Annotated in this window: 25 protein-coding genes; 11 read left to right on the forward strand and 14 right to left on the reverse strand. The window is 69.1% G+C overall.

Annotated elements, in window-relative coordinates:
• Together TSO5_RS23500 and TSO5_RS23505 are read right to left on the reverse strand one after the other, a co-directional pair.
• Window positions 1-1,619 (reverse strand): DNA translocase FtsK 4TM domain-containing protein (locus tag TSO5_RS23500; protein WP_247870925.1); only part of this gene is annotated, 1,619 nt, incomplete at its 3' end.
• A 56-nt stretch (window positions 1,620-1,675) separates the two neighbouring features.
• The gene (locus tag TSO5_RS23505) at window positions 1,676-2,932 is read right to left on the reverse strand and encodes an aminotransferase class I/II-fold pyridoxal phosphate-dependent enzyme (RefSeq protein ID WP_109153898.1); all 1,257 of its coding nucleotides are present in this window, start codon (window positions 2,930-2,932) and stop codon (window positions 1,676-1,678) included.
• Between the two features lie 255 nt (window positions 2,933-3,187).
• On the opposite strand from TSO5_RS23505, the gene TSO5_RS23510 reads away from it, so the two are divergent.
• The gene (locus tag TSO5_RS23510) at window positions 3,188-3,766 is read left to right on the forward strand and encodes a DUF2239 family protein (RefSeq protein ID WP_109153899.1); all 579 of its coding nucleotides are present in this window, start codon (window positions 3,188-3,190) and stop codon (window positions 3,764-3,766) included.
• Window positions 3,767-3,859: 93 nt separating this feature from the next.
• On the opposite strand, the gene glnK is transcribed toward TSO5_RS23510, so the two are convergent.
• Window positions 3,860-4,198 carry a P-II family nitrogen regulator gene (gene glnK, locus TSO5_RS23515; RefSeq protein WP_014189833.1) on the reverse strand — a complete coding sequence of 113 codons (339 nt, stop codon included), beginning with the start codon at window positions 4,196-4,198 and terminating at the stop codon, window positions 3,860-3,862.
• Between the two features lie 407 nt (window positions 4,199-4,605).
• Between glnK and TSO5_RS23520 the strand changes: the two genes are divergently transcribed.
• From TSO5_RS23520 to TSO5_RS23540, 5 genes are all read left to right on the forward strand, one after another.
• Window positions 4,606-5,880, forward strand: coding sequence for a UbiH/UbiF/VisC/COQ6 family ubiquinone biosynthesis hydroxylase (locus TSO5_RS23520; RefSeq protein ID WP_109153900.1), 1,275 nt, complete (start codon window positions 4,606-4,608; stop codon window positions 5,878-5,880).
• A 119-nt stretch (window positions 5,881-5,999) separates the two neighbouring features.
• Window positions 6,000-6,686, forward strand: coding sequence for an outer membrane lipoprotein carrier protein LolA (locus TSO5_RS23525; protein ID WP_109153901.1), 687 nt, complete (start codon window positions 6,000-6,002; stop codon window positions 6,684-6,686).
• A 92-nt stretch (window positions 6,687-6,778) separates the two neighbouring features.
• Window positions 6,779-7,414 carry an HdeD family acid-resistance protein gene (locus TSO5_RS23530; protein WP_247870926.1) on the forward strand — a complete coding sequence of 212 codons (636 nt, stop codon included), beginning with the start codon at window positions 6,779-6,781 and terminating at the stop codon, window positions 7,412-7,414.
• A 399-nt stretch (window positions 7,415-7,813) separates the two neighbouring features.
• Window positions 7,814-8,815, forward strand: a complete 1,002-nt coding sequence (locus TSO5_RS23535) for an AraC family transcriptional regulator (RefSeq protein WP_109153902.1) — start codon at window positions 7,814-7,816, stop codon at window positions 8,813-8,815.
• Window positions 8,816-8,884: 69 nt separating this feature from the next.
• The gene (locus TSO5_RS23540; protein ID WP_109153903.1) at window positions 8,885-9,712 is read left to right on the forward strand and encodes an AraC family transcriptional regulator; all 828 of its coding nucleotides are present in this window, start codon (window positions 8,885-8,887) and stop codon (window positions 9,710-9,712) included.
• A gap of 28 nt (window positions 9,713-9,740) precedes the next feature.
• Here TSO5_RS23540 and TSO5_RS23545 read toward each other — a convergent pair whose 3' ends face one another.
• Both TSO5_RS23545 and TSO5_RS23550 read right to left on the reverse strand, forming a co-directional pair.
• The gene (locus TSO5_RS23545) at window positions 9,741-10,331 is read right to left on the reverse strand and encodes a LysE family translocator (RefSeq protein ID WP_199230991.1); all 591 of its coding nucleotides are present in this window, start codon (window positions 10,329-10,331) and stop codon (window positions 9,741-9,743) included.
• Window positions 10,332-10,341: 10 nt separating this feature from the next.
• Window positions 10,342-10,752 carry a DUF2000 domain-containing protein gene (locus tag TSO5_RS23550; protein WP_109153904.1) on the reverse strand — a complete coding sequence of 137 codons (411 nt, stop codon included), beginning with the start codon at window positions 10,750-10,752 and terminating at the stop codon, window positions 10,342-10,344.
• A 247-nt stretch (window positions 10,753-10,999) separates the two neighbouring features.
• Here TSO5_RS23550 and TSO5_RS23555 point away from each other — a divergent pair, with 247 nt between their 5' ends.
• Entirely contained in the window at window positions 11,000-11,398 is a 399-nt protein-coding gene (locus TSO5_RS23555) for a DUF6157 family protein (RefSeq protein ID WP_109153905.1), read from the forward strand.
• Between the two features lie 10 nt (window positions 11,399-11,408).
• Here TSO5_RS23555 and TSO5_RS23560 read toward each other — a convergent pair whose 3' ends face one another.
• On the reverse strand, window positions 11,409-11,765 hold the full coding sequence (locus tag TSO5_RS23560) for a Lin0512 family protein (RefSeq protein WP_109153906.1): 357 nt from the start codon (window positions 11,763-11,765) through the stop codon (window positions 11,409-11,411).
• Window positions 11,766-11,912: 147 nt separating this feature from the next.
• Window positions 11,913-12,737, reverse strand: coding sequence for a Crp/Fnr family transcriptional regulator (locus tag TSO5_RS23565; RefSeq protein WP_247870931.1), 825 nt, complete (start codon window positions 12,735-12,737; stop codon window positions 11,913-11,915).
• A 246-nt stretch (window positions 12,738-12,983) separates the two neighbouring features.
• Here TSO5_RS23565 and TSO5_RS23570 point away from each other — a divergent pair, with 246 nt between their 5' ends.
• Window positions 12,984-13,232 (forward strand): hypothetical protein, encoded by a 249-nt coding sequence (locus TSO5_RS23570; RefSeq protein WP_109153908.1) that lies wholly within the window; start codon window positions 12,984-12,986, stop codon window positions 13,230-13,232.
• A 27-nt stretch (window positions 13,233-13,259) separates the two neighbouring features.
• Here TSO5_RS23570 and TSO5_RS23575 read toward each other — a convergent pair whose 3' ends face one another.
• From TSO5_RS23575 to argH, 6 genes are all read right to left on the reverse strand, one after another.
• Window positions 13,260-15,608 carry an ATP-binding protein gene (locus TSO5_RS23575; protein WP_109153909.1) on the reverse strand — a complete coding sequence of 783 codons (2,349 nt, stop codon included), beginning with the start codon at window positions 15,606-15,608 and terminating at the stop codon, window positions 13,260-13,262.
• 8 nt (window positions 15,609-15,616) lie between these two features.
• Window positions 15,617-16,711: an ABC transporter substrate-binding protein gene (locus TSO5_RS23580; protein ID WP_247870927.1), complete on the reverse strand. Its 1,095-nt coding sequence runs from the start codon at window positions 16,709-16,711 to the stop codon at window positions 15,617-15,619.
• Between the two features lie 358 nt (window positions 16,712-17,069).
• Complete coding sequence (locus tag TSO5_RS23585; protein ID WP_109153911.1) at window positions 17,070-17,495, reverse strand: OsmC family protein; 426 nt, start codon at window positions 17,493-17,495, stop codon at window positions 17,070-17,072.
• Between the two features lie 140 nt (window positions 17,496-17,635).
• Window positions 17,636-18,895 (reverse strand): diaminopimelate decarboxylase, encoded by a 1,260-nt coding sequence (lysA, locus tag TSO5_RS23590; RefSeq protein WP_109153955.1) that lies wholly within the window; start codon window positions 18,893-18,895, stop codon window positions 17,636-17,638.
• A gap of 35 nt (window positions 18,896-18,930) precedes the next feature.
• Window positions 18,931-19,125: a hypothetical protein gene (locus TSO5_RS23595; protein ID WP_109153912.1), complete on the reverse strand. Its 195-nt coding sequence runs from the start codon at window positions 19,123-19,125 to the stop codon at window positions 18,931-18,933.
• Complete coding sequence (gene argH, locus TSO5_RS23600; RefSeq protein WP_109153913.1) at window positions 19,122-20,558, reverse strand: argininosuccinate lyase; 1,437 nt, start codon at window positions 20,556-20,558, stop codon at window positions 19,122-19,124. Before argH ends, TSO5_RS23595 begins: the two co-directional genes overlap by 4 nt.
• 89 nt (window positions 20,559-20,647) lie before the next feature.
• Between argH and TSO5_RS23605 the strand changes: the two genes are divergently transcribed.
• From TSO5_RS23605 to TSO5_RS23615, 3 genes are all read left to right on the forward strand, one after another.
• Window positions 20,648-21,271, forward strand: a complete 624-nt coding sequence (locus TSO5_RS23605; protein WP_247870928.1) for a TlpA disulfide reductase family protein — start codon at window positions 20,648-20,650, stop codon at window positions 21,269-21,271.
• Between the two features lie 60 nt (window positions 21,272-21,331).
• A complete protein-coding gene (locus tag TSO5_RS23610) occupies window positions 21,332-22,126 on the forward strand; it encodes a cyclic nucleotide-binding domain-containing protein (protein ID WP_109153915.1) in 795 nt (264 codons plus the stop codon).
• Between the two features lie 114 nt (window positions 22,127-22,240).
• Window positions 22,241-22,609 (forward strand): hypothetical protein, encoded by a 369-nt coding sequence (locus TSO5_RS23615; RefSeq protein WP_109153916.1) that lies wholly within the window; start codon window positions 22,241-22,243, stop codon window positions 22,607-22,609.
• A 4-nt stretch (window positions 22,610-22,613) separates the two neighbouring features.
• Here the strand turns inward: TSO5_RS23615 and tenA are convergent, their stop codons facing one another.
• Window positions 22,614-23,300: a thiaminase II gene (gene tenA / locus TSO5_RS23620; protein ID WP_109153917.1), complete on the reverse strand. Its 687-nt coding sequence runs from the start codon at window positions 23,298-23,300 to the stop codon at window positions 22,614-22,616.
• Between the last annotated feature and the right edge of the window lie 19 nt (window positions 23,301-23,319).

A 23,319-nucleotide genomic window follows, 5' to 3' on the forward strand; every position in this document is an offset into this window, starting at 1 on the left:
GGCAGCCGGTAGAGCAGCGACAGGATCATGGTGTTGATCGCCACCGACTTGCCCGAGCCGGTGGTGCCGGCGACCAGCAGATGGGGGAAGCGGGCGAGGTCGGCAACCACCGGCTGGCCGCCGATGTCCTTGCCGAGCGCCAGCGCCAGCTTGCCGCCATGCTTGTCGAAGCCTTCCGCCGCCATCAGCTCGCGCAGCAGCACGGTCTCGCGCTTAGCGTTGGGCAGCTCGACGCCGATGACGTTGCGGCCGGGCACCACGGCGACGCGGACCGACACGGCGCTCATCGAACGGGCGATGTCGTCGGCAAGGCCGATAACGCGAGAGGATTTGGTGCCGGGGGCCGGTTCCAGTTCGTACAGGGTGACGACCGGGCCGGGATGGACCTTCTGGATCTCGCCGCGCACGCCGAAATCGCCCAGCACGCCTTCCAGCTGGCCGGCGTTGCGCTGAAGCGCCGCCTCGTCCAGCTGTTCGCCGCGGATGCCGGTGGGCGGCATCTGCAGCAAGTCGAGCGGCGGCAGCTCGTAGCCCGGCGGACCGTCCTCCTCGCCCAGCGGCAGGCGGCTCTGGCGCGGGTCGGACTTTGCGGCTTCGCGCTCCGATGCGGCGGATTTCGGCGGGGCAATGATCGGGACGGCGCGGACCGGCTTGTCGGCTGCGTTCGAGGCGGCAGCCGGGCCGGCGGACAGGGGAACCGGACCGGCGTCGAGGCCGGCCGGGGGCAGCGGGGTCACCTGGACGGCCTCGTCGAAGCGCGGGCGATTGCGTTTCGCCGCCTCCTCGCCGCGCAACGCGTCGTCCACCGCGACCGAGGCGGCCTGTGCGGCAGTGCGGCCGTGGCGGCGCAGGACATCGACGCCGTTGCGGGCACCCTGGCGGATCATGCGCAGGCCGTTCACCGTGCCGCGGCCGAGCGAGCGGACGCTGGCGATCCATTCGCCGATGGTCAGCCCGGCGGCCAGGAACAGCACCAGCCCGCCGCCGATGGCGGCGGCGGTCGCCACCATCGGCTCGGCCCCGAACAGGTTGCCGACGCCGCGCAGCAGCACCTGACCGACGCTGCCGCCGGGAAGCGGGGCGAGCGGATCGGTGGAGGCGTTGGTCAGGCCGGCCAGCGCCATCGACACCAGGAACACGCCCCACAGAGCCAGCACGGTGCGGAACAGCGGGTTGCCGAGCTTGCGCTGAGCGCCGAGGCGCCAGCCCCAGAACATCGGCACCAGCGCGATGACGAAGGCGGCCCAGCCCAGCGACTGGATCAGCAGGTCGGCGGCATAGGCGCCGGGCGTGCCGAACAGGTTGCGCGCGCTTTCCGCATTGGCGGGGACCGAGTTCAGCGAGGGATCATGCGGGTCGTAGCTGCCCAGCAGCACCATCAGCAGCAGGCCGAACAGGCCGAGCACGAATCCCATCGCCTCGCGCGCGCGGGCAACGACGAAGGCGCGCATGGCGGGCGAGAAGAAGGGCGGCTTCTCCTGCCGGCCGCGGCCGGCGCGGATGCGGTCCTTGCCCGGTTCCTTCATGCCGTCGCGGGGCGCCCCCTTGCGCGGGCTGGGGGCGGGCCGTCCCAGGCTGGGCCGGGGGCGCGCGGAGGAGGGGCCGGCGGGTCGGGCCATGGGGCGGGAACCTCGTGCTGTAGAAACCGAAGATAAAAGGGGCTGGCCGGAGCCGGTCAGCCGAGAATGCGGACGATGGACGCGCAGGCCTGGGCGACGGTGTCGGTGTCCTGCACCAGGGCGACGCGGATGAAGGCGTCGCCGGGGTTCGGCTCGCCGGGGTTGTTGCGTGACAGATAGGCGCCGGGCAGGACGCGGACGGCGCCCTCCGCCCACAGCCGCTTCGCCGCCTCCTCGCCGTTGCCGACTTCCAGCCACAGGAAGAAGCCGCCGGCCGGCCGGTAATAGCCGTAGCGGCCGCCCAACTCCGCCTCCGCCGCCGCGAACTTGGCGCGGTATGCGGCGCGGTTCTCCTCCACATGCGCCTCGTCGCGCCACAGCGCGGTACTGGCGGCGAGGATCGGCAGCGGCATGCCGGCACAGCCGTAGCTGCGCAGGCGGGAGAAGCGGCCGATCAGCGCCGGGTCGCCGGCGACGAAGCCGGAACGCAGGCCGGCGGCGCTCGACCGCTTGGACAGGGAATGGAAGACCAGCAGGTTGGCCCAGGGCTTGCCGTCCACGTAGGGCAGGGAGGCGGCGACCTGGAGCGCGCCGACCGGCGGGGTGTCCAGCCAGATCTCGGCATAGCATTCGTCGACCGCCAGCACGAAGCCGTACTGCCGCGCCAGCCCGATGGCCTTGGCGAGATAGGCCGGCGTCGCCGCCGCGCCCTGCGGATTGGCGGGGGTGCAGAGATAGAAGAGGGCGGTGCGCTCCAGCAACTCCGGCGTCAGGGCGTCGAGGTCGGGCAGGAAGCCGGTCTCGCGCGTTGCCGACAGGAACACCGGCTCCGCCCCCGCCATCACCGCCGCCCCTTCATAGGGCGCGTAGAAGGGGTTCGGCATCAGCACCGCCGGCTGCCGCCCGGCCTTCTGCGTCGGGACCGCCAGCAGCGCCAGCATAAACAGCGCCTCCCGCGTGCCGGACAGCGGCAGGACGGAGCTGTCGGCATGCAACAGACCGGCCGGCAGGTCGTAGCGGCGGGTCAGCCAGTCGCCGACGGCGGCGCGGAACTCCGGCGTGCCGCCGACCGGCGGATACTTGTTCCAGCCCGACGCCGTGGCGCGAAGCGTCTCCTCAATGATGGCGGGCGGGGTGTGCTGCGGCTCCCCCACCGTCAGCAGGATGGGGGCGACGTTGGCGCGCGGAGTGATCGGCGCCAGCAGGTTGGCCAGCCGGGTGAACGGGTAGTCGGTCAGCAGGTCGAGCCGGTCGTTGCCGATCGCCTCGGTGAAGACGGCACCGCTGTTGACGCTGAAATCGGTGAGGACCATGGCGACCGCAACCCTCTTCGCACCCCGGATGCCGCACCCCGGCGCGGGGAGGCGGCCACGTCTCGTGAAGGGCCGATCCTATCGGCGCGACACGGGGGGCACAAGCTCACAAAGCCTTTGATCGCGGCTGAGCGCGGCCGGTGGCCGAACGGTCACAGGGGGGTGGAGGAGGGGGCCCCTCTGTTTCACCCGGGTGATATTGACGCGCCTATTTTATCCGGGTATAAAGCCGGCCTCACATCCGGAGTCCCGATCATGCCTGTCACCGCCGAGACCCTCTGCACCGCTTTCCGGGGCGAGCGTCGCCTTGCCGCCGGGGATGCGTTGAGCGTTGCCCGGGCGTTGCGGGCGGCGCTGACCGCGGAGCCGGATGGACAGCCGGTGCTGGTGTTCGAGGATGCCACCGGCAAGGCGGTCGACCTCGATCTGCGGGGAAGCGACGAGGAGGTCGCGTGGCGTCTTTCTCCGCCGCCGCGCGGGCCGGGGCGGCCGAAGCTGGGGGTGGTGGCGCGGGAGGTCACGCTGCTGCCGCGCCATTGGGAATGGCTGAACGCCCAGCCGGGCGGGGCGTCGGTGGCGCTGCGCAAGCTGGTCGACGAGGCGCGCAAAGGGAGCGAGGCGAAGGACCGCGTGCGCCGGGCGCAGGAGGCCGCCTATCGCGTCATGTTGGAACTGGCCGGCGACCGACCGGGATACGAGGAGGCGGTGCGGGCGCTCTATGCTGCGGATCGCGCCCGGTTCGACGCGCTGACGGCGGTCTGGCCGGCCGATCTGCGCGATTATGTCCGTGCGCTGGCGGCGGAGGCGTTGGTCAACCTGAACGAAGGCGGCTGAAAAACGAGAAGGCGCGCGACAGGCGCGCCCATCGGGTCCGTTCCCGCCGGAAGGAGCGGACCCGCCGTGGCCGGCAGTCTGAGGCCGGAAGCCTTACAGCGCCTCGGAGTTCGTCTCGCCGGTGCGGATGCGCACAGCCTGGGCGATCTCCAGCACGAAGATCTTGCCGTCGCCGATGCGGCCGGTGTTGGCGGCCTTCTGGATCGCCTCCACCACCTGCTCGTACTGGTCGTCGGACACGGCGACCTCGACCTTCACCTTGGGCAGGAAGCTCACGGAATATTCGGCACCACGATAGATTTCCGTCTGGCCCTTCTGGCGGCCGAAGCCCTTGACCTCGCTGACGGTCAGGCCCTGGATCCCGAGCGACGTCAGCGCCTCGCGCACTTCGTCGAGCTTGAACGGCTTGATGATGGCCATAACCAGTTTCATGTGGCTTCCCCTTAAAGCGTTGTTCCGGCCGCGTGTAAGGCTGTGGCCGCCCCGTTGCGGTTCCAGTCCGGCCCGTCACCGTACCGTCCTTCCGCCGATGGCCCAAGCCTGTTCGCGTCGACCGCAAAAATCAACGATTACAAGAATCGTGCCGGTTGAATTGCGCTGAAAGAATGGGAATATGCCTGTCGAATGGGCGCCCAAAAGGGCGGCATCTGCCTAAAAATCGTCCAGCGACAATCTGTCCGGTGGCCGGCCTCGACCGGTCCGGGACAGGACACTGGACAGGACGCGCCCGTGCGACAATTGTTTGACCGCGCGGCGGCGCCGGCAAGGCCTGGGGATAAGGCTCAAGCCCAGCCGGCGACCGCGCCACAGGCATCGAAGGCGAGAGGGCAGCGAGCATCATGGCCGTACCGGGCACCGAATCGGGCAACGCGACCGTCCCGCCGCAGGGCGGCGACATCACCACGGAGGTCGTGGTGCTGGGCGGCGGTCTGGCCGGGCTGACCATGGCGGCGGCGCTGGCCAGTGCCGGCGTGCCGGTGGTCTGCATCGACCAGGACAGCCCCGAACGCATGGGCGGCGGCGATTTCGACATCCGCACCACCGCGATCTCCTATGCCTCCAAGATGGTGCTGGAGGCGGCGGGGGTGTGGCACCACATGGCCGATCAGGCCGGTCCGATGCTGGATATCCGCATCGCCGACCAGTTCTCGCCCCTGTTCATCCATTACGACCACACCGAACTTGCGATGGAGGGCACGCACCAGCCCTTCGGCTGGATCCTGGACAACAAGGACATCCGCCGCGCCCTGTTCACCCGCGCCGCCGAGCTTCCGGGCCTTGTCCATCTGGCGCCGGCCAAGGCGGTGACGGTGGAGCGGACGCGGTCGGGCGTGATGGTGCGTCTGGCCGACGGGCGGACGGTGCGCGGCCGGCTGCTGGTCGGCGCCGACGGGCGGCGGTCGATGGCGCGCGATAGCGCGGGGATCAAGGTGCGGCGCTGGTCCTACGACCAGAGCGCCATCATCTGCACCATCCGCCACACCGAGCCGAACAAGGGCGTCGCGGTGGAGCATTTCCTGCCCAACGGTCCCTTCGCCGTCCTGCCGATGACGGACAACCGCTGTTCCATCGTGTGGAGTGAGAAGACCTCGCTGGTCGACACCTATCTGAAGCTGCCCGACGACCAGTTCGTCGACGAACTGCAGCGCCGCTCCGGCGGCTATCTCGGCGAGATCACGCTGCTGACCAAGCGCGAGGCCTGGCCGCTGTCGGTTCTGCTGGCCGACCGCTTCATCGCCGACCGGCTGGCGCTGGTGGGGGAGGCGGCGCACGCCATCCACCCGATCGCCGGGCAGGGGTTGAATCTCGGCATGCGCGACGTCGCCGCGCTGGCGGAGGTGGTGGTCGACGCCTATCGCCTCGGCCTCGATGTCGGCGGGCCGGAGGTGCTGGCCCGCTTCCAGCGCTGGCGCCGCTTCGACACGGTGCTATTGGCGGCGGTGTGCGACGGGCTGGTCCATCTGTTCTCCAACAACATCCCGCCGGTGAAGCTGGCGCGCGACCTGGGCATGGCGGTGATCAACCGGCTGCCGCCGGTCAAGCGCTTCTTCATGAAGCACGCGATGGGCGTGGTCGGCGACCTGCCGCGGATGATCAAGGGACAGCCGCTTTGACGCTTCCCGCCTGATTTTACTTCGGTGGTCCCGCCATTGGTGCGCCTTGGCAGCGGGGGACGAACGCCTTATGTCCGCCTCATCGCCCGGTCAAGCTGTTCGGGCCACTCCGACCAAGGATGAAGATCGTGCTTCGCCGCCTTTCCCGCTCTCTGCTGACCGGCGCCCTGCTGTCCGCCGCTCTTTTGGCTCCGCTGCCGGCCCTGTTCGCCTCGCCCGCCGCTGCCGCGCCGGCCACCCCGGTCTCGCTGTCGGCGCAGGATCAGGCGGTCGTCGCCAAGGTGGAGGAGTATCTGAACGGCATCACCACCCTGCAGTCGAAGTTCCTGCAGGTGGCGCCCAACGGGCGGCAGGCGACCGGCACCTTCTATCTGTGGCGGCCCGGCCGGATGCGGCTGGAATATGACCGGCCGCTGAAGGACTTCATCGTTGCCGACGGCAGCTTCGTCTTCTATTGGGACGGCGAGATGCGCCAGCAGTCGAGCGCCCCCATCGGCTCGACGCTCGCCGACTTCATCCTGCGCAAGAACATCCGCCTGGCGGGCGACGTCACCGTCACCGACGTGTTCCAGGCCCCCGGCGTGATCGAGGTCAGCCTGCTGGAGACCAAGGACCCCGGCAAGGGCACCCTGACCCTCGTGTTCGAGGATCATCCGTTCCAACTGCGCAAATGGCGGGTGCTGGACGCCCAGGGCATGACCACCGAGGTGGCGCTGCTGAACCCGCGCACCGACGTCACCTTCGACCGCGACATGTTCTATTTCAAGGAGCCGCAGCGCGGATCGGATTTCGGCCGCGGCAACTGATCGGCCCCGCCGCGAACGGGAAATAAAGCTCTGGCAACAAAGCCCTTCACCTCCTGTTGTCATGTCGCGGGACCGGCAACAGGAGGCGTTCCATGTCCACCGATCAGGCACATCAGACTGGAACCGGCCGGTCAGAGATCGAGCCGGCGGGCCGCCTGCACAGCATGAACAGGGCGCTGGCGCGCAACTGGTGGGCTCTGGCCCTGCGCGGAGCGGCGGCGATCTTGCTGGGAGTGCTGGCCCTGCTGATGCCGGGCGTGACGGTGGCGACGCTGGCGCTGACCTTCGCCGCCTATCTGCTGCTGGACGGCGTCTTCGCGATTCTGGCGGGCATCCGTGCCTCCCGTCATCATGAACGGTCGCTGCCTTTCATCCTGGAGGGTGTGGTCAGCCTGATCGCCGGCATCGTTGCCGCCCTGTGGCCGGCCGCCAGCCTGTTCGCGCTGGTGTTCCTGATCGCGGCATGGTCGGTCATCACCGGCTTTGCCGAGGTGATGGGGGCGTGGCGGATGGACCGCACCCATGGGAAATGGGCCTGGGGCGTGGCCGGCGTGCTGTCGATCCTGTTCGGGCTCAGCATGTGGGTGCTGCCGGCACTGGGGCTGCTGGCGCTCGCCTGGGGGGTGGCGGCGTACCTGATCGCCTTCGGGGTGCTGGCGCTGGTGACCGCCTTCCGGCTGCGGCACTGCCATCGGGAGACCGGTGGGGGAATGACGGCGGCGGTTTGAGGGGGCCTGTATGAGGTATTGCGGGATGCCCCCTCCCTCCCGCTCTTGCGAGCGGGTCCCTCCCTCCCCCGCCTTCGGCGGTAGAGGGTAAGTATGCAGTGCGGCGGCAGTTCCCTCTCCCTCGAAGCTCTCGCACAAAGCCTCGCTTTGTGCTGACGCGACAGGCGGACCGTAGGTCCGCTGAGAGAGAGGGAGGGTTAGGGAGGGGGCATCGTCAGTCCACACCCATTCATAGCTCCATCGTACAATTTCCTACACGAACAGTCTCTGGCAGCCTGAAGTCCGGCATGATGTTTGCTGCGCTGCGGCAAAACGGCTGTGAGGGGCTGTGTCATGACGCCGCACCGACCGACTATTGGGCAGACTGGCGACCGATCCGGCGACCGGCGCACAGGTTCTGTGCAACACAACATTCTGGCCGCCGCCGCGTCCGGGGTGTCGAACTTCATCGCCGCGCAGGGCGGCTGTCCCGACCGGGTGTTCCACCGCGCCGGCGTGGAGGAGCGGGCGCTGGGCCAGCCGACGGTGGCGCTCGACCTCCGCGCCTATGTGGCGATGATGGAGGTGGCGGCGGCGGAGACCGGCAACGACAATTTCGGCCTGCTCTACGGCCGGCAGTTCCAGCCGGAGATGCTGGGGCTGATCGGCTCCATCGCGCTGGCCGCGCCGACGCTGGGGGCCGCGCTGGACCATCTGGCCCGGCTGTTTCCCTTCCACCAGCAGGCGACCGAGACGCGCTTCGTCCGCGAGGGCGAACTGCTGCGGCTGGAATACCGCATCCTCGACGGCCAGATCGTCGAGCGGCGGCAGGATGCCGAACTGACCATGGGCATGTTCGCCAATGTGGTGCGCGCCTGCCTGGGCCCGGACTGGATGCCGGAGGAGGTGCATTTCGAGCATCCCAAGCCGGAGGCCTGGCGCCAGCATCAGGCGCTGTTCGACGCGCCTGCCCATTTCGGCCAGCGCACCAACGCCATCCTGCTGCGCGACCGCCATCTCGACCGCCGCATGCCCGGCGGCGACATGGCGCGGCTGACCGGGCTGTGCGGCACGCTGATCGACATCGCCCGCGGCACCGGCACGCCGCCGCTGCTCGACCGCGTGAAGGCGGAGGTGCGGGCGCGGCTGCCGGAAGGTCCGCCCTATGTCGAGGACATCGCCGACCGGCTGGGCATCGCCCGCTGGACCCTGCAACGCCGGCTGGCCGACGAGGGGCTGAGCTTCTCCGATCTGGTGGAGGGGGTGCGGCGCGATCTGGCGGCGGTCTATATCCGCCAGCGCCACGTCCCCATCGCCGACATCGGCGCCCTGCTCGGCTATTCGGAGGTCAGCGCCTTCAGCCGCGCCTTCCGCCGCTGGTTCGGCGCGTCGCCGGCGAAGATGCGCGACGGGAGGGGCTGAAGGATGGCAGTCGTGAGCCTCCCGTCATAAGATCGGTTCCGGGATATACCGGCGCAGGACAGGGCGGACATGGCGCGCGCATCGAGGAATCGTCACCGTTTCTGGCGGGACACCGCGCTTCCGCATCTTGAGGCGCGGAGCATTGAGGATGGGCAGGAGGTCAGCTATGGCTGGCACAGCCACCCGACCTTTTCCATCGGGTTGGTGACCGGTGGTGTCAGCGACTTCCGCATCGGCGCCGACGGCCACCGGATCGCTGTCGGCACGGTCGTTCTGATGAACCCGGACGAGGCGCATGTCTGTAACCCGCTGAACGGCCAGCCCTGGTCCTATCGCATGCTGTATGCCGATGCCGCGTGGCTGGCGGCGCTGGAGGGGGAGGCGGCATTCCGGCCCCACACGCCGCATTTGAGCCGCGATCCGGAACTGGCGGACAGGCTGGGCCGGCTGTTTGGCCTGTTGTTCGATCCGCTCCCCGACAGCGCGGAGAAAGAGGCGGCAGTCCGGTCCTTCTTCATCGCGCTGAGGCAGGCGCTGGGCGGTGTATCGTCCGGTCGGCATGGGGAGGGCCGGCCCGGCGGCGAGCATGCGGCGCTGGACCGGGCCGCCGATTTCATCTCCGCCCATTGCACCCAGCCGCTGCGGTTGGCCGAGATTGCCGCGGTGTCGGGCTTGTCGCCGTCCTATCTGGTGCGGTCCTTCAAGGCCCGCTATGGGCTGACCCCACATGCCTACCAGATCAACCGCCGCATCCAGTTCGGCCGTCGGGAGCTGCAACGCGGCCGGTCGATCGTGGAGGTCGCGCTGGATGCCGGTTTCGCCGATCAGGCCCATTTCCAGCGCGCCTTCAAACGGCATGTCGCCGCCACCCCCGGCCAGTACATGCGGCGGGAGTGAAAGGCCGCCACGAAGGCGGGCGTGGCGATCAGGCGGCGATGCCGATATGGGCGGCGCTCGCCACGAGCAGGGCGGCCATGGCACGGTTGAACAGCCGCATCCGCCGCCCATCCGCCAGCAGATGGCGCAACCGGGCGCCGGCATAGGCCCAGCAGCCGACCGACAGATAACAGATGACGAAATACAGCCCGGCGAAGATCCAGAGCCGGGCAGAATCGTCCCCGGCATAGGCGCCGACCCCGGCCAGCGCCGCGACCCAGGCCTTCGGGTTCAGCCACTGCATGGCGGCGCCCTGAAGCACCGAGGGTGCCGGGGGCGGTTCGCCGTCGGCGATCCCGCCGTCGCTTCTCCACAGCTTCCAGCCCAACCACAGCAGAAAGGCCACGCCCGCCCAACGGGTGAGCGTGGCGGCGGCGGGCCAGCCGCGCAACAGCTCCGCCAGGCCGAGCCCGGCCAACACCAGCAGCAGGACGAATCCCAGGGTGGCACCGGCGACATGGCGCAGGGTGGCGCGCAGACCGTGGGAGGCTCCGCTGGACAGCGCCACCACATTGACCGGGCCGGGGGAAATCGATGCGGCCAGCGCGAAGCCGGCCATCGACAGGTAAAGCATCACCATCGCCGCCGTCCTATTTCAGCAGCGGCAGCGAACCGGTCAGCGAGCGCACCAGCGCCGCTGGGCCGTGCAGGCAGAGGCCGAGATAGCGCAACCCCTCCTGCCTGGTGGTGGCAAGGCGCTGGCGGTAGTCGTCGTAGCTCTTGGCGCGCTGGGCGACATCGGTCATGCCGATCACACCCAGCCCGTCGGCTTCCCGTTCCGCCGCGCTCCGGCGCAGCGCGCGCAAGCCCTCGGCATCGGACACCAGGATCGGCATCACGATGGTGGTGATGCCGGGATGGCCGATGCCGTCGGCATCCTGAAGGTCGCAGCCGACCAGTTCGGGCCGCAGCTTCCCCAGCGTCATCGACAGGGCGGCGGCGGTGTTGGCGATCAGCCCAGGCGGCAGGGCGCGGTCGATGATGAAGGCACAGCGTGTCACGTCCGGCTTTCCCTTTGTTGGATGACGGTCAGGCCGGGGGACTGTCGTGGATCGGGCGGGGGCGGGTATTGAATGAAATTACCCATGGCCGGAACGGGTGCGGCCGCTCGCGGCACACTGCCGGCGGTTCAGCCCGTCGCCCGCGCGGATGCGCGGCGGCAGGGCTGCAACCGGCATCCGCACCGTCTATATTGTCCCGACAGCACCGTCGCTTGGGGGGCTGCCTGGGGGCATTTGGGGTGCCGGGATGTCAACGAACTACGTCAACACCTTCATCACCGCCGCGGCCGACTGCAAGGCAAAGACCGGCACCGTTCCGTCCAAAGCCGGTACGATCGGCGCGCTGCAGCTCTCGCTGCTGTTGGAACGGCCCTATGCGATGACCAGCGACGAACTGCTGCTGGAGGTCCACATGATCCGCAACGGCATTCTGCCGGAAGAACGCGAGGCGGCGCGCGACCGGCTCTTCGGCAAGCCGCAGGCTTGCCTGCGGGCATCGCCGCTGGTCAAGCAGTATGGCTGGGGCCTGCACCATGACGGCGACGGCCGGGTCGCCGCCTATGGGGCCGAGAGCGACGCCTACCGCGACCTGAGCCGCCGTACGGACGTGAGCGTCGTTGCCGGAATGCGCAACAGCCGCGGCTGACGGCGCCGGTTCAGACCCCGACCTCCACCGCCGCGTTGACGACATAGATCTGCTCGTTGCGGTCGTTCTTGTCGGCGAGGAAGATGCCACTCGGCGCCAGCATGCCGCCGGTGGTGACGTGGATGCTGACGGCGCCATAGGGGAAGACGGCCTTCACCGCCTCGTGGTCCAGCCGGTCGGCATCGGCCGGCACGGCGAGGTGGACGCGCACCTGCATTTTGCTGGTGTCGCCGTCGACCAGGGTGCGCATGCCGGGCATGGAGTTGCGCTCTATGGCGTTGCGCACGGCGCGGACGGCGGCCTTGGTCACGTCCTGGCCATGCAGATCCACCCCCATGCCGAGTTCCACGAACATCACCTGTTTCATCGCGTCGGGCCTTTCATTGGCTGTCGGTCGTGGCTGTTGGTCGACGGGGATGATGGCGCGTGGTCGCAGGCAGGGCCAGGGGGTGGCGGGGGAATTTCGGGGGGTGGAAGGCGCCGGCCCCCCACCTCACACCGCACCGGACTCTCGTCACGCCTTCGGGCGGATTTCGCCGTCCATCTTGGCGCCGTTGTGGTGGTGGGTGCCGGAGAAGGCGCGTTCCAGGCGGCGGGGCGCGCGGATCAGGTGGAGGTACAGCTCGTCGAACTGGCCGACGGAGGCGAGCTGGCGCACGTCGTTGACGGTGATCCGCTGGCCGTTCAGCTCGATCAGGCCGCTGTCGCGCAGCCGCCGCAGGGTGCGGTTGATGTGGACGATGCTGAGACCCAGCGCGTCGGCCAGGATCTCCTGCGTCACCGGCAGCACGAAATGCCCGTCGGTCACCATGTTGACGATGCTGAGGCGGCGCAGAAGCTCGACGATCAGATGGGCGGTGCGCTCCAGCGCGGTCCGGCGCCCCAGGCTGAGCAGCCGCTCGGCGACGATGGCCTCCTCCCGCGCGCCGGACCAGGCGAGGGCGGCGGCAAGGCGCGGGAAGGACCGGAACAGCTCGCCGATCCGCTCCGGCGGGAAGCTCGCCACCTCGACCGGGGTCAGGGTGGTGACGCTGTGGTCGGCCGATTCGAACAGGGTGCAATACATGCCGATGATGTCGCCGGGCAGGACGAAATTGACGACCTGGCGCCGTCCGTCCGGCAAGGCTTTGTGGCGGATCGCCCAGCCGTCCCGCATGATGCGGACGTCGCGATACCTTTCGCCTTGTTGGAGAAGATCGGTGCGTGGCGGCACGCGGTCGGTCGTCCTTTCCAATTCGGCAAGATACATCTTTTCCTCATCCGACAGGATGAGATAGCTGCTCAATTTGAGCCACAATGGAGTCGGTTCGAGGGCGCGGCTCGCCAGGGCGCGAGTCATGGTCGTCACTTTGCCTTCTTTGTCCAAATATTGGCGTTTCGATAAACGGTCGCGCCGTTGAACCGGTTCCGCGTTGTCTCGAACGTTTAGGGTTTTCAGGCGAGGCAGCCACAACATAGGTTAATCGGCTGAATATTTTTCTCGAACGGTCTGTGACGCGCAGCCGACCCGTGTGTTGTTCCCTATGCAATTGGACCTACCGGCGGGTTTGGCCGGGCGGGGTGGAGAACCAATCGAACGGGGGGCATGATGACGTCGGAGGAAGAGGCGGCGGGTATGGCCGCTCTCTCGATTTGTGAATCGCTGGTGATCGCCATGGTCGAAAAGGGCCTCCTCACGGTCGAGGAGGCGCGGGGCGTGCTCGAGGACGCCGCCGCGGCCCATCTGCGACAGGAAATGCCGGAACCGGTAATCCGGCGTCAGGAGATGGCGGTGCGCTTCATCGAGCGCCTCGCCCTGCAGGTGAACGCCGCCGGTCCCTACAGTCGCGGCTGACGCACCGGTGCGGGCGGACCGGCGCGATCAGTCCTGCAGGATGGTCGAATTGCGCCGGTCGCCGGCCTCCTGCCGGCCGGTGGGTGCATCCGTCAGGGAATCGCTCAACAACTGCGCGACCTCCTTGGCGGCGATCGGCTTGTGCAGGATGCGGTAGCCGCTGGCCTCGGCATCGGCGATGCGTTCGGGCGCGGTGTCGCCGGTCAGCACGACGCTGGCCGGGGCCGGGAATCCCCGCTCCCGCAGGGCGGTTTCGACCGCGCGGAGTGCCTCCAGCCCGGTGGCGCCCGCTTCCAGCCGGTAATCGGCGATCACCAGATCGGGCGGGCGCGGCTGGTCCCGCAGCAGGCGGAGCGCATCGGCCGCGCTGTCGGCCGCGGTCGCGCGCCAGCCGAAATCCTCGATCAGCAGGGTCAGCCCCTCGCGCACCAGCGGATCGTCGTCGATCACCAGGGCGGTGCCGCGTCCGGGCTCCGGCGCCTGTTCCGCATCGGGCGCCCCGGACGCCGCCGCGACCGCCGGCAGGGCGGAGGTGGGGATGTCCAGCGTGAAGCAGGACCCCTTGTTCGGCCGGGACGCGACATGCACGCGGTAGCCCAGCAGCCGCGCCAGCCGGTCGACGATGGCAAGCCCCAGCCCCAGCCCCTTGCCGCGGTCGCGGGTGGGGTTGGAGATCTGGTAGAATTCGTGGAAGATCCGCTCCAGATGCTCGGGCGGGATGCCGATGCCGGTATCGTGGACCTGGATGCGCAAGGCCCCCGGACGATGGCGGCAGCCCAGCAGGATGCGGCCGTGGTCGGTGTAGCGCAGCGCGTTCTCCACCAGATTGCGGATGATCCGTTCCAGCAGCGCCGGGTCGGCGTTCAGCGTCACGTTGGTGGGGACGCTGCGGAAGGCGACGCCCTTCTCCGCGGCGCGCAGCCGGTATTCGCCCTCCAGCCGGGCGAAGATGGTGCCGAGCGACACCGCCTGGATGTTGGGGGACACCGTGCCGGCATCCAGCTTGGAGATGTCCAGGATGGCGTCGAGCAGGCGGCACAGCGCGTCCATCGACGCCTCGATGCTGCCGACCAGCGACGCCGCGGGGTGGTCGCCCAGCCGGATCGCCAGAGCGGAGGTCAGCAGGACCAGCGATTGCACCGGCTGGCGCAGGTCGTGGCTGGCCGCCGCCAGGAAATGCGTCTTGGCGGCGTTGGCGCGCTCCGCCACCATCAGCGCCATCACCGCTTCCTGACGCGAGCGTTCCTCCTCGTTGCGGGCGCTTTCCGCCTCGGCGCGGGCCTGTTCAGCGCGCTCGGCCAGGGTGCGCTGGATGGTGATCTCCTCCGCCGCCCGCATCTCGCGCTCGCGCTGGATCGCCGCGATGTGGTCCAGCATGGCGTTGAAGCCGCGCGCCAGGGCCGAAACCTCGTCATTGCCGCGCACCCGGGCGCGCTGTCCGGTGAAGCCGTCGGTGGCGATGGCGCCGGCCAGCCGTTCCAGCTCGCGCAGGGACCGGGTCATGTGGTTGCCGACGGCGCGGCTGCCGATGTAGATCGCCAGCAGGGCGAGAACGGCCACCAGACCATAGGCCGGCAGCATCCAGGACAGGAGCGCGGTGGTCGGCGTTTCCGGCGCCTCCAGCCGCAGCTTCAACCCAAGCTTCGCCAGCCGTTCCGGCACGGTCAGCGGCACCGTCACCGCCATCATGTCGGCCGGCACCGGCGGAGGCGGCCCGCTGCCGTGGAGAAGCTCCGCCTCCGGATGCAGGACCAGGGAGTCGAGCGGCACCTTGTAGAGCAGCGCCCCTTCCGGCGAGGTGGTGCGGGAATAGATCAGCATCTCCGCCGCCAGCAGGAACTTGGTATCGCCTTGCTGCACCACCCGGGCGGCGGGCTTGCCGGCGGCGATGGCGGCGCGCAGCCAGACCATGTCGGCCGGCGCGATGGCCAGCGGAGCGGCATGACGCCCGTTGTCGGCGACCGGCTCTCCTTCGAAATCGGTGAAGACCAGCGCCACCGGCATGCTGGCGATGTGGTTGAAGCTGCCCAGGAAGGGGATCAGGTAGGTTTCCTTCCCCGCGGAATCGACCAGGGCGGTGGCGAGCACGCTGTTTTCCGCCAGTTCGCGCACCGTCGTCACCAGCGTGTTCAGCAGTCCTTCGGTCTGGCGGGCGGCGAGGCTGGCGTTCGCCTCCACATTGGCATGGTGCTGGCGCGCCAGATGGCGGCTCGACACCAGATACAGGCTGGCGCCGATCAGGATGGCGATCAGCACGCCCAGCATCAGCGATACCATCGCGAAGCGGCGGGCCAGCCGTCCGGAGGTCAGCATCCGCTGGGCGGCGCGGGGGATGGTGCCGTCGGGAGTGGAGCCGGTGGGAGTGGGTTCGCTCATCCGTGTTCTCAATCCACCGGAACCAGCACGCCGTCGGCGCGGAAGCGGGCCATCAGCAGGTCGTCCGGCCCCAGCGCCTCGTGCCGGCCGGGGGCGAAGGGACGGTCGTAGTCGCGGGTCACCCCGTGATAGGGGCCGACCTGTTCCAGCGCGTCGCGCACGGCGGCGCGGTCGGTGGTGCCGGCGCGGTCGATCGCCAGCGCCAGGATGCGGGTCAGATCATAGGCGTGCAGGAAGCCCACCGGCGACACGATGTCCTCCGGCCGGTGGATGCCGAACAGGCGTCCGGCGGTCTCCAGCACCGGAGCCAGCCGGTCCTTGGGGATGCGGAAGGGGCTGACCGTCTGGATCACGCTGAAATCCACCTCCTGCAGGGCCGGTCCGGCCTGTCCGACGAAATCGCCGCCGGTGACGCCCCAATGGCTGAGGATCGGCAGCCGCCGCTGCGGCGGCAGGGCGGCGACCTCGCGCACCAGCACGGCGGCCTCGTCGTCGTTGGCGACCAGCAGGATCGCCTGGGCGCCGGCATCGGCCAGCGCCTGATACTTGTCGATCAGCGAGCGGTCGCGCCAGTTGTACCAGGCGGTGCCGACCAGATCAGGCGTCTTGTGCCCGGCGAGGTAGCTGTTGGCGGCCTCCAGGTTGGACCGTCCCCAGGCGGTGTTGGTCAGCAGCAGCCCGACATGGGTCAGGCCGCGGTCGGTGGCGCGCTTCAGCAGGAAGGGCATCGCCAGGCTGTCGCGCAACGACAGCCGGAAGATGTAGTTGGGCTCCATCCCGTTGTCGACGATGTCGTCGGCTGACGACCACGGGGCCAGGAACAGGGTGCGGGTCTGTTCCAGGACCGGCAGCTCCTCGATCACCACCGGGCTGAACCGGCCGCCGAACACGGCGACCAGTCCGGGGATGGTGGCCAGTTCCCGGATGTTCTTGATGCCGCGGGCGGAGATCGAGCGGTGTTCGCGGGTGATCAGCGTCAGCGGCCGGCCGCCCAGAACGCCGCCGCCGCGGTTGATGTCGTCGATGGCGGTCAGGATCCCGCGCTGGATGGATTCGGCCGAGGTGCTGTTGGTCAGCCCGAACTCGCCGTCCAGCGCCAGCACCACCGGCTCCCCGGGAAGGTCCTGCTCCGTCTGCCCGGCAGCAGCAGCCGGGGCCGCCGCAAGCGAAAGCGCGAGGGCAAGAAAAACCAGGATCGGACCGAATAGGCGGAGAACTGCGGAAGACATTGGCCGTCGCTTGATTGGATCGGCGGACGGAAGATTGGGCTCCCGTGCGCGTAACGCGGCACTATGGGTGGCGGGAACCGGCGGGGTCAATCTTCCCTTTGGCCGAGCGGCGGGTACGGAAGACCAGTGCCATCGCGGCAAGTCGCTCGCTGGCAGTGATTATTATTATCGTTACAGGCATGAGTGCAGGGAACGCGCCGCCCAGCGGTGGGCGGCGCCCCTGTCGGACGGATCAGACCAGCTTGGCGGTCAGGCTGATCTGGGTGCCGGCCAGCGCCTTCGACACCGGGCAGTTGGCCTTGGCGCCGTTCGCCTGTTCCTGGAAGGTGGCCTCGTCGATGCCGGGGATTTCGGCTTCGCACTCCAGTTCGATCCGGCTGATGGCGAAACCGGCGCCGGCCTTCTCCAGATGCACCTTGGCGGTGGTGTGGACGCGGGTCGGCGTGTGTCCGACTTGGGCGAGCCCGGCCGACAGCGCCATGGAGAAGCAGCCGGCATGCGCCGCCGCGATCAACTCCTCCGGATTGGTGCCCTGGCCGTTTTCGAAGCGCGAGGGAAAGGAGTAGCTGCCTTCGAAGGCGCCGCTGCCCAGCCGCATCTTGCCGCTGCCCGATTTCAGGTCGCCGCGCCATTCGGCATCCGATTGCCGCATCGCCATGGTGATGTCTCCCCTTGCTGGTCATGGTCGGACCGGCCCACCGCCATCGCGGGGACCGGTCGAGCCTGACCTAGGGCCATCGACCGCGGCGGCCAGCCGCATACTCCCTTCGCGCCGCCGACCGTTACAGCCAGCGTTTTCTAAAGCCAATCAGGCACGCGCTCGGCCGCCAGCATTTCCTCCACCGTCGGGCGGGGGCGGATGACGGAGAAGCGGTCGCCGTTGACCAGCACCTCCGGCACCAGCGGGCGGGTGTTGTAGGTCGAGGCCATCACCGCGCCATAGGCGCCGGCCGACAGGAAGGCGACGAGGTCATCGTCGGCCAGCGGCGGCAGCGGGCGCTGCACGGCGAAGGTGTCGCCGCTCTCGCACACCGGGCCGACCACGTCGTACGGCTCCTGCGCGACGCCCTCAGCCGGCTCCGCCACCGGGACGATGCCATGATAGGCGTCGTACAGCGACGGGCGGATCAGGTCGTTCATCGCTGCGTCGACGATGGCGAAGCGGCGGTGCAGCCCCTGCTTCACATAGATGACGCGGCTGACCAGGATGCCGGCGTTGCCGACCAGCGAGCGGCCCGGCTCCAGCGTGATGCGGCAGCCGAGATTGCCGGTGATCGAGCGCACCATCGCGGCATAGTCGGCGAGATCGGGCGGCGCCTCGTTCTTGTAGGTGATGCCGAGGCCGCCGCCGAGGTCCAGGCGCTGGATGTCGTGGCCGTCCTCGCGCAGCTGGTGCAGCAGGGCCGCGACCCGCTCGTAAGCCGCCCGGAAGGGGGCGAGGTCGGTCAGCTGCGAGCCGATATGGACGGCGATGGCGACCGGCTTGATGCCCGGCAGGGCCGCGGCGCGGCGGTAGATCTCGCGCGCGTGGTCATAATCGATGCCGAACTTGTTCTCTTTCTTGCCGGTGGCGATCTTGGCGTGGGTCTTGGCGTCGACGTCCGGATTGACGCGGAAGGCGATGGGAGCCTCCACGCCCATGGACGAGGCGATCTGGCTCAGCGCCTCCAGCTCCGGCACCGATTCGACGTTGATCTGGTGGATGCCGGCCTCAAGCGCGGCACGCAGGTCGTAGCGGGTCTTGCCGACGCCGGAGAAGACGATGCGCTCGGCCGGAATGCCGCCGGCCAGCGCCCGCTTCATCTCGCCCACCGACACCACGTCGCCGCCGGCGCCCAGCTTCGCCAGGGTGCGGATGACGGCGAGGTTGGAGTTGGCCTTCAACGCATAGCAGACGCCGGCATCCTGGCCGGCGAAGGCGCCGGCATAGGCGTTGTAGTGCGATTCCAGCGCCGCGGTGGAATAGAGGTAGAAGGGCGTTCCCACCTCCCGCGCCACATCCTCCAGCGACACGGATTCGGCATGCAGCACGCCGTTGCGGTAGGCGAAGACGCTCATCGGCGAGCCGTTGGGAGAACCGGGGCGGGCGGCGTTCATGGGAACTGCACTCCGGAACCGGCCGGCTTGGCGGGCTTCGGGTCCTGTGAGGGGTTGGGGTAGGTGCGCGGGAAGGGATCGACCTGCCCCTCCGGAACCGGGCTGTCGACGAATTTCGGCTTCTTGCCGCAGCCGGCCAGCGCCAGGGCGCCGGCCAGGGCGACGACGGTCAAAGTAACGCTGCGGTTCACAGGAAACGCTCCCGGGCGGCCTTCACCGCCTCCTGCACGCGGACGGGGGCCGGGCCGCCGAAGCTGGTGCGGCTGTTCAGCGACGCTTCGATGCTCAACGCCGGGTAGACGGCTTCGGTGATGCGCGGCTCGATGGCCTTCAGTTCGTCCAGCGTCAGGTCGGTCAGGCCGACGCGCCGGTCCTCCGCCGCCTTCACGGCACGGCCGGTGACATGGTGCGCCTCGCGGAAGGGCATGTTCAGCTCCCGCACCAGCCAGTCGGCGAGGTCGGTGGCGTTCAGGAAGCCGCGGTCGGCCGCCTCGCGCATTGCCGGGACGTTCGGTTGCATGTCGCGCACCATGCCTTCCATGGCGGCGATGCAGAGCGCCAGCGTGTCGTCGGCCTCGAACACCGGCTCCTTGTCTTCCTGCATGTCCTTGGAATAGGCCAGCGGCAGGCCCTTCATGGCGATCAGCAGGCTGTTCAGGCTGCCGATCACGCGGCCGGCCTTGGCGCGCACCAGCTCCGCCGCGTCGGGGTTCTTCTTCTGCGGCATGATGGAGGAGCCGGTGGTGAAGGCGTCCGTCAGCTTGATGAAGCGGAACTGGGCCGAGCACCAGATCACGATCTCCTCGGCGAAGCGCGACAGGTGCATGGCGCAGATCGACGCCGCCGACAGGTATTCCAGCGCGAAGTCGCGGTCGGACACCGCGTCCAGCGAGTTGGCGGTCGGCCGGTTGAAGCCCAGCGCTTCCGCCGTCATGAAACGGTCGATGGGGTAGGGGGTGCCGGCCAGCGCCGCCGAGCCCAGCGGGCATTCGTTCAGCCGGCAGCGGGCGTCGCGGAAGCGGCTGCGGTCGCGCCCGAACATTTCGACATAGGCCAGCAGGTGATGGGCGAAGCTGATCGGCTGCGCCGCCTGCAGGTGGGTGAAGCCGGGCATCACCGTCCCGGTGTGCTGCTCCGCCAGATCGATCAGCGCGGTCTGCAGGGCAGTCAGGCCGGCGATGGTGCGGTCGATGGCGTCGCGCACCCACAGCTTGAAGTCGGTCGCCACCTGATCGTTGCGCGAGCGGCCGGTGTGCAGGCGCTTGGCCGGTTCGCCGATCAGTTCGGCCAGCCGGGCCTCCACATTCATGTGGATGTCCTCCAACTCCACCTTGAAGGTGAAGGCGCCGGCGTCAATCTCTGCTTTCACGCGGTCGAGGCCGTCGATGATGGCATCGGCGTCGGCCTGGGTTATGATGCCCTGCTTGGCCAGCATCGCGGCATGGGCCTTCGACCCGGCGATGTCCTGGTCGGCGAGCCGCTTGTCGAAGCCGATGGAGGCGTTGATCTTCTCCATGATGGCAGCGGGACCGCGCGCGAATCGCCCGCCCCACATCTGGCTGGCGGCGGGTGCGGCAGAGCCCGTGGGGGCGGCGGAATTCGGCGGGGTCTGATCGGCGCTCATGGGGACGGATACCGGGGCATTCGGGTGAAGGGGAGCGAGGAAGCGTGAGTATGCGGACTTTGGCGGCCGTCGCAACGGTTTGTGTGTGCATGGCCGGGGCCGGCCTGTGGTGGAGCGCCGGCGCGGCGCCGAACCCCGGCTCGGGCGCCCCCGAGGTGGTGCGGCTGGGCGCTGCGGATGCCGCCACGCCGGTCGCCTCCACCGGCGCCGACAAGCTGGAGAAGTTCAAGGGGGCGGAGCCGAAGCCGATGCCGCCGCTGTCCTTCGTCGATGCCGAAGGGCGGCGCGTCGATCTGGCCGAATTCAAGGACCGGGTGATCCTGCTGAACCTGTGGGCGACCTGGTGCGGGCCCTGCGTCAAGGAGATGCCGTCGCTCGACCGCCTGCAGGCCCAGCTGGGTGGCGACGCCTTCCAGGTGGTGGCGCTGTCGCTGGACCGCGGTGGGCGGACGGCGGTGGAGCCCTTCTACAAGAAGACGGGGGTGGAGCATCTGACGGTGTTCCTCGATCCCGGATCGGAATCGATGAAGGTGCTGTCCTTGCGTGGCCTGCCCACCACCATCCTGGTCGATCCGGAGGGGCGCGAGCTTGGTCGCGTCGAAGGGGCGGTGGAGTGGGATTCGCCGGAGGTCGTCGCCTTCCTGCGCCAGTTCCTCGGCCATGGCAGCGGGCCGGCGCGCGACCGCGGCGGGGTGATGAAGACCGGCGGCTGACGATCCTGTGGCCTTGGGGTAGAGTGCCGCGATGATCGTCCGCCTGTCCCGAGCCATTCCATGACGCAGCCCGCAGCAATCGGCCCCAAGCGCTACACCATCGGTGCCGGCATCGTGATGATGCGGCAGGGCGAGCGCGCCGACCGGGCGTGGCTGATCGAATCCGGCGAGCTGGAGGTGCTGCTGACCCTGCCGGACGGCGGCACCCGGCGGCTGAGCGTCGTCGGCAAGGGGGCGGTGGTCGGCGAGATGGCGCTGATCGACGATGGCGAGCGCAGCGCCACCGTGCGCTCGCTGACCGAGGTCGCGTGCGTCGAGGTGACGCGGGAGGCCTTCCGCGGGCTGCTGAAGCGCAGTCCGCCGCTGGCGTCGTTCCTGCTGCAGAGCCTGATCGCCGCCATCCGCCGCGACTATGGCCTGCCGGCGGTCGAACGGTACGGCAATGCGGTGGATTTCCGTTCCACCAACTCCTTCCAGAAGGTGGTCGACCGCCGGATGATCCGCGAGGGGCATGTCTTCTTCGGCCCCAACGAGCCGGTGAACGCCGCCTACCTGATCCAGTCCGGCCGCGTGGCGCTCCGCCCCGGCCGCGGCACGCTGGGCGGCGAGATCGCGACCCTCGGGCCCGGCCGCCTGTTCGGCGAGATCTATCTGCTGACGGGCCGCCAGCCCGACGTCACCGCCGTGGCGGTCGCCGGCGGCATCTGCGAGGTCATCGACAAGCGCAGCTTCGAGGATGCGGTGACGGCGATGCCGCCGATCCTGAAGTCGCTGGCCCGGATCTACATCGCCCAGCTGACGAAGAAGGCTTCCGCCCCGGCAGGCCCGCCCCTGTCCGCCGAGAAGGCCGGCTGAGTCGGGATCGGACTTGGTGCTGGATTTGCCGGGGCATCTGGTGGAAAACAGCGCCTTCACGAATATTGCGGCGCTCCGGCCCCATCGGGGGTGTGCGCCATTCAGGGAGACAGCATGTTCACTGCCGCCAGCTTCCGCGTCGGCGACCGCGTGACGATCCGCAGCGGCCAGTCCATTCCGCAATCCATCGCAACGGTGGAGCGCTATAAAGAGGGCGGCCGCTGCATGGTCCTGTCCGACGGCAGCGAATGGCGCGCCGACGGGCGCCGCCAGTGGAGCTTCCGTGGCGGCTACTACAAGGGTCCGGTGGTGGAGCCGTTCGAGGCCGGCGACGACGAGTTCATCGCCCGCCGGCGCGCCATCGGCGCCATTCGCAAGTTCGGCGACGGCCTGACCATGGATTCGCCACTGACCACCGAGGCGCTGCAGCGGATTATTGAGGTGGTGGACCGGGAGAAGGCGGCGGCCGGCAAGCAGGGGTGAGGACTCACCCCGCCAGGGTCATGCCCATTTCCCAGAAATCGGCTTCCAGCCGGCAGGCTTGGCGGAAGATTGTGGCCAGACGGGGGAAGCGCGCCTCCGTCATCCCGTCCGCCGCCAGCCGGTCGAGGTTCTCCCGCGCCGCCTGCGCCACCTCCTGATAGGCCTCCCCCGCATATTCCGCGATCCAGACGCGGTAGGGGTTGGACTCGTCCAGCGCGCCGGGCAGCCCGGCCAGCCGGCGGCCGATCTCGGCATAGCCGATGACGCAGGGGCTGAGCGCCACATGCAGGTCCAGCAGGTCGCCGCGCAAGCCCGTTTCCAGCACATAGCGGGTGTAGGCCATCGTCGCCTTGGCCTCCGCCGCCTGTTCCAGCTCGGCGGCCGGCAGGCCCCAGCCGGCGCACAGGCCGACATGCAGGTCCATCTCCACGTCGAGTATCGCCTTCAGGCCGTTCAGCGACGCCCGCATCTCGCGCAGGTCGCGGCCCTTGTAGATGGCGAGCGCGTAGGCGCGGGCGAAATGGATCAGGAACAGGTAATCCTGCACCAGATAATGCCGGAAGCACGCCTGCGGCAGCGTCCCGTCGCCCATCCCGCGCACGAAGGCGTGGTCGACATAGGCCGACCAGTCCGGCCGCGCCTCGGCGACGAGCCGGTCGAACAGGTCGGGGCTGCGGGTGTGGGCGGTCATGGGGGCGGTCTCCGATGCG

It is taken from the genome of Azospirillum sp. TSO5 (assembly GCF_003116065.1).
GTDB lineage: Bacteria > Pseudomonadota > Alphaproteobacteria > Azospirillales > Azospirillaceae > Azospirillum.

Coding starts and splice junctions, on each gene's coding strand:
- TSO5_RS23530 (WP_247870926.1), top strand. CDS start 6,779: ATGTCCACCGATCAGGCACATCAGACTGGAACCGGCCGGTCAGAGATC.
- TSO5_RS23545 (WP_199230991.1), bottom strand. CDS start 10,331: ATGGTGATGCTTTACCTGTCGATGGCCGGCTTCGCGCTGGCCGCATCG.
- TSO5_RS23525 (WP_109153901.1), top strand. CDS start 6,000: ATGAAGATCGTGCTTCGCCGCCTTTCCCGCTCTCTGCTGACCGGCGCC.
- TSO5_RS23575 (WP_109153909.1), bottom strand. CDS start 15,608: ATGAGCGAACCCACTCCCACCGGCTCCACTCCCGACGGCACCATCCCC.
- argH (WP_109153913.1), bottom strand. CDS start 20,558: ATGAGCGCCGATCAGACCCCGCCGAATTCCGCCGCCCCCACGGGCTCT.
- TSO5_RS23520 (WP_109153900.1), top strand. CDS start 4,606: ATGGCCGTACCGGGCACCGAATCGGGCAACGCGACCGTCCCGCCGCAG.
- TSO5_RS23570 (WP_109153908.1), top strand. CDS start 12,984: ATGATGACGTCGGAGGAAGAGGCGGCGGGTATGGCCGCTCTCTCGATT.
- TSO5_RS23540 (WP_109153903.1), top strand. CDS start 8,885: ATGGCGCGCGCATCGAGGAATCGTCACCGTTTCTGGCGGGACACCGCG.
- TSO5_RS23585 (WP_109153911.1), bottom strand. CDS start 17,495: ATGGCGATGCGGCAATCGGATGCCGAATGGCGCGGCGACCTGAAATCG.
- TSO5_RS23565 (WP_247870931.1), bottom strand. CDS start 12,737: ATGACTCGCGCCCTGGCGAGCCGCGCCCTCGAACCGACTCCATTGTGG.
- TSO5_RS23560 (WP_109153906.1), bottom strand. CDS start 11,765: ATGAAACAGGTGATGTTCGTGGAACTCGGCATGGGGGTGGATCTGCAT.
- TSO5_RS23605 (WP_247870928.1), top strand. CDS start 20,648: ATGGCCGGGGCCGGCCTGTGGTGGAGCGCCGGCGCGGCGCCGAACCCC.
- TSO5_RS23505 (WP_109153898.1), bottom strand. CDS start 2,932: ATGGTCCTCACCGATTTCAGCGTCAACAGCGGTGCCGTCTTCACCGAG.
- TSO5_RS23555 (WP_109153905.1), top strand. CDS start 11,000: ATGTCAACGAACTACGTCAACACCTTCATCACCGCCGCGGCCGACTGC.
- TSO5_RS23610 (WP_109153915.1), top strand. CDS start 21,332: ATGACGCAGCCCGCAGCAATCGGCCCCAAGCGCTACACCATCGGTGCC.
- lysA (WP_109153955.1), bottom strand. CDS start 18,895: ATGAGCGTCTTCGCCTACCGCAACGGCGTGCTGCATGCCGAATCCGTG.
- TSO5_RS23615 (WP_109153916.1), top strand. CDS start 22,241: ATGTTCACTGCCGCCAGCTTCCGCGTCGGCGACCGCGTGACGATCCGC.
- tenA (WP_109153917.1), bottom strand. CDS start 23,300: ATGACCGCCCACACCCGCAGCCCCGACCTGTTCGACCGGCTCGTCGCC.
- TSO5_RS23510 (WP_109153899.1), top strand. CDS start 3,188: ATGCCTGTCACCGCCGAGACCCTCTGCACCGCTTTCCGGGGCGAGCGT.
- glnK (WP_014189833.1), bottom strand. CDS start 4,198: ATGAAACTGGTTATGGCCATCATCAAGCCGTTCAAGCTCGACGAAGTG.